Origin of the sequence: Paraconexibacter sp. (genome assembly GCF_041602235.1) — a bacterium.
In the GTDB taxonomy this organism is placed as follows: domain Bacteria; phylum Actinomycetota; class Thermoleophilia; order Solirubrobacterales; family Solirubrobacteraceae; genus Paraconexibacter.
Map to the genome: position 1 here is coordinate 1 of NZ_JBFIGP010000441.1, position 2,133 is coordinate 2,133.

A 2,133-nucleotide genomic window follows, 5' to 3' on the forward strand; every position below is an offset into this window, starting at 1 on the left:
ACCTCGGTGCCGATCGACAGCGACGAGCTGACCAACGCCCTCGACGCCGACACCAGGACGTTCTTCAACATCCTGACGACGGGCAGTGCCGAGGCCCTGAAGGGGCGGGGCAAGGACCTGCGCGCGCTCTTCGCAGCGCTGGGGCCGACCGCCGAGGACCTGCGGTCCGTGAGCGGGGCGCTCGCCGAGCGGCGACGCCAGCTGCGCCGTCTCGTCGGCAACCTGGCGATCCTGACGCGCGAGGTCGGCACGCGAGACGTCGAGATCGCTCGCCTGGTCGAGTCCGGCAACGCGACGGTGAGCGCCCTCGCCAGCGAGGAGGCGGCGCTGCGCCGCTCGGTGCGCAAGCTGCCGGGAACGCTGCGCGCCACGGATCGCGCCATCTCCTCGGCGCGCGACTTCGCGCAGGAGCTCGAGCCCACCGCGAAGGCCCTGCTGCCGGCAGCGAAGGTGACCCCGACGGCGCTGCGCGCGGCGAGGCCGCTGGTCGACGAGGCCGTCCCGATCCTGCAGAAGCAGCTGCGTCCGCTCGTGCGCGAGGCGCAGCCGCTGGCTCGCGACCTGGCACCCACGACCCGCGACCTCAACGCGGTGACCCCCGCGCTGACGACCTCCTTCCAGGTCCTGAACTACATCGTCAACACGCTCGCCTACAACCCGCCGGGGGACAAGGACGAGGGGTACCTGTTCTGGGTGGCGTGGTTCGCCCACAACGGGATGTCCTTCCTGACCAACGACGACGCCAACGGCGCGTTCTGGCGCGGCCTCGGGGCGTTCGACTGCAACCAGACGCCGGCCCTCGTGCCACAGCTCGCTCCCATCCTCCACTCCATCGGCACCGCGCTGCCGGTCTGCTGACACCGCACCATGGGAACCCGACCTCCAGCCCTCTCGCAGATCATCATCGCCGTGGTGTTCGCCCTCTCGGTGTTCGGCTTCACCCTGTTCGTGTGGAAGAGCTTCGGCGGCACGGTGCCGCTGGAGCCCAAGGGGTACGAGGTGAGGATGCTGTTCGGTCGCGACGCGGCGCAGCTGACCTCCAACGCCTCGGTGCGCATCGCGGGCGTACCCGTGGGGCGCGTGGTGTCGACCAGGCCGATCGGCACGAAGATCGAGGCCACCGTCGACCTGCAGCGCCGCTACGCACCGCTGCCCAGCGACGCCCGCGCGATCATCCGCTCCAAGACGCTGCTCGGCGAGTCGTTCATCGAGCTGACACCGGGCACGCGCGGCACGACGCCCGTGGCGGACGGGGGGCTGCTCCCGCCGGGCAACATCCAGGCCGCCGAGGGGCTGGACGACGTGCTCGGCAGCTTCGACGCACCGACCCGCAAGGCGCTGAAGGGGTTCCTCCAGGACGTCAGTGTCGCCCTGGACGGTCGCAGCGCCGACATCTCGGCGGTCCTGGGGAACGCGGCTCCGGCCGCCCGCGACCTGCGGCGTGTCCTCACCGTCGTCGACGCCCAGCGGCCGGCGCTCCGGGCGCTGATCCGGGACTCCGCCACGACCCTCGAGACGATCGCCCAGCGCGAGGCGGACGTCCGCGAGCTGGTCGTCGCCGGCGATGAGGTGCTGGATGCCACCGCGCAGCGCACCTCGCAGCTGACGGCGACCGTGAAGGAGCTCCCCGGGTTCCTGCGGGAGGCCCGGGCCTTCGCGGGCGAGGTCGAGGGTGTCTCGGTCGATGCCGCGCCCTCGCTGCGGACCCTGCGTCCGGTCGCCTCGCGACTGAAGCCCGGCCTCGAGGAGGCGGTGCTCCTGGGACCGACGCTCGAGCGTGTCGCACGCGGCCTGGACCCGGTCATCTCGCAGGCGCGGACCGGCCTCCCGGCGCTGACGAGCATCGTGAAGGCGGCGGGGCCGCTCACGGACGTGCTGGACTCCGCGGGCCGCGACCTGGTGCCTGTCGTGCAGCTCCTGGACGCCTACAAGGACGACGCGGTCGCCGCGTCCGCCAACATCGCGGCGGCGACGAACTACACGACGCCGGGACCGGACGGCAAGCCCATGCGCGCACTGCGGGTGCTGTCGCCGCTCTGGCCGGAGGGGCTCGTCGGAGCCGAGCGGCGGTCACCGACCAACCGCTACAACCCCTACCACGAGCCCGGCGGGCTGGGCAAGATGGTCACGGGG

2 protein-coding genes are annotated in these 2,133 nt (G+C 72.3%); both read left to right on the forward strand.

Annotation, left to right across the window (positions count from 1 at the left end; translation table 11 throughout):
* The coding region (locus tag ABYE80_RS20170; protein WP_372792135.1) for a hypothetical protein at positions 1-858 on the forward strand (858 nt) is incomplete at its 5' end.
* Positions 859-867: 9 nt separating this feature from the next.
* Positions 868-2,133, forward strand: a 1,266-nt coding sequence (locus tag ABYE80_RS20175; RefSeq protein ID WP_372792137.1) for an MlaD family protein, incomplete at its 3' end; no start/stop codon positions are given.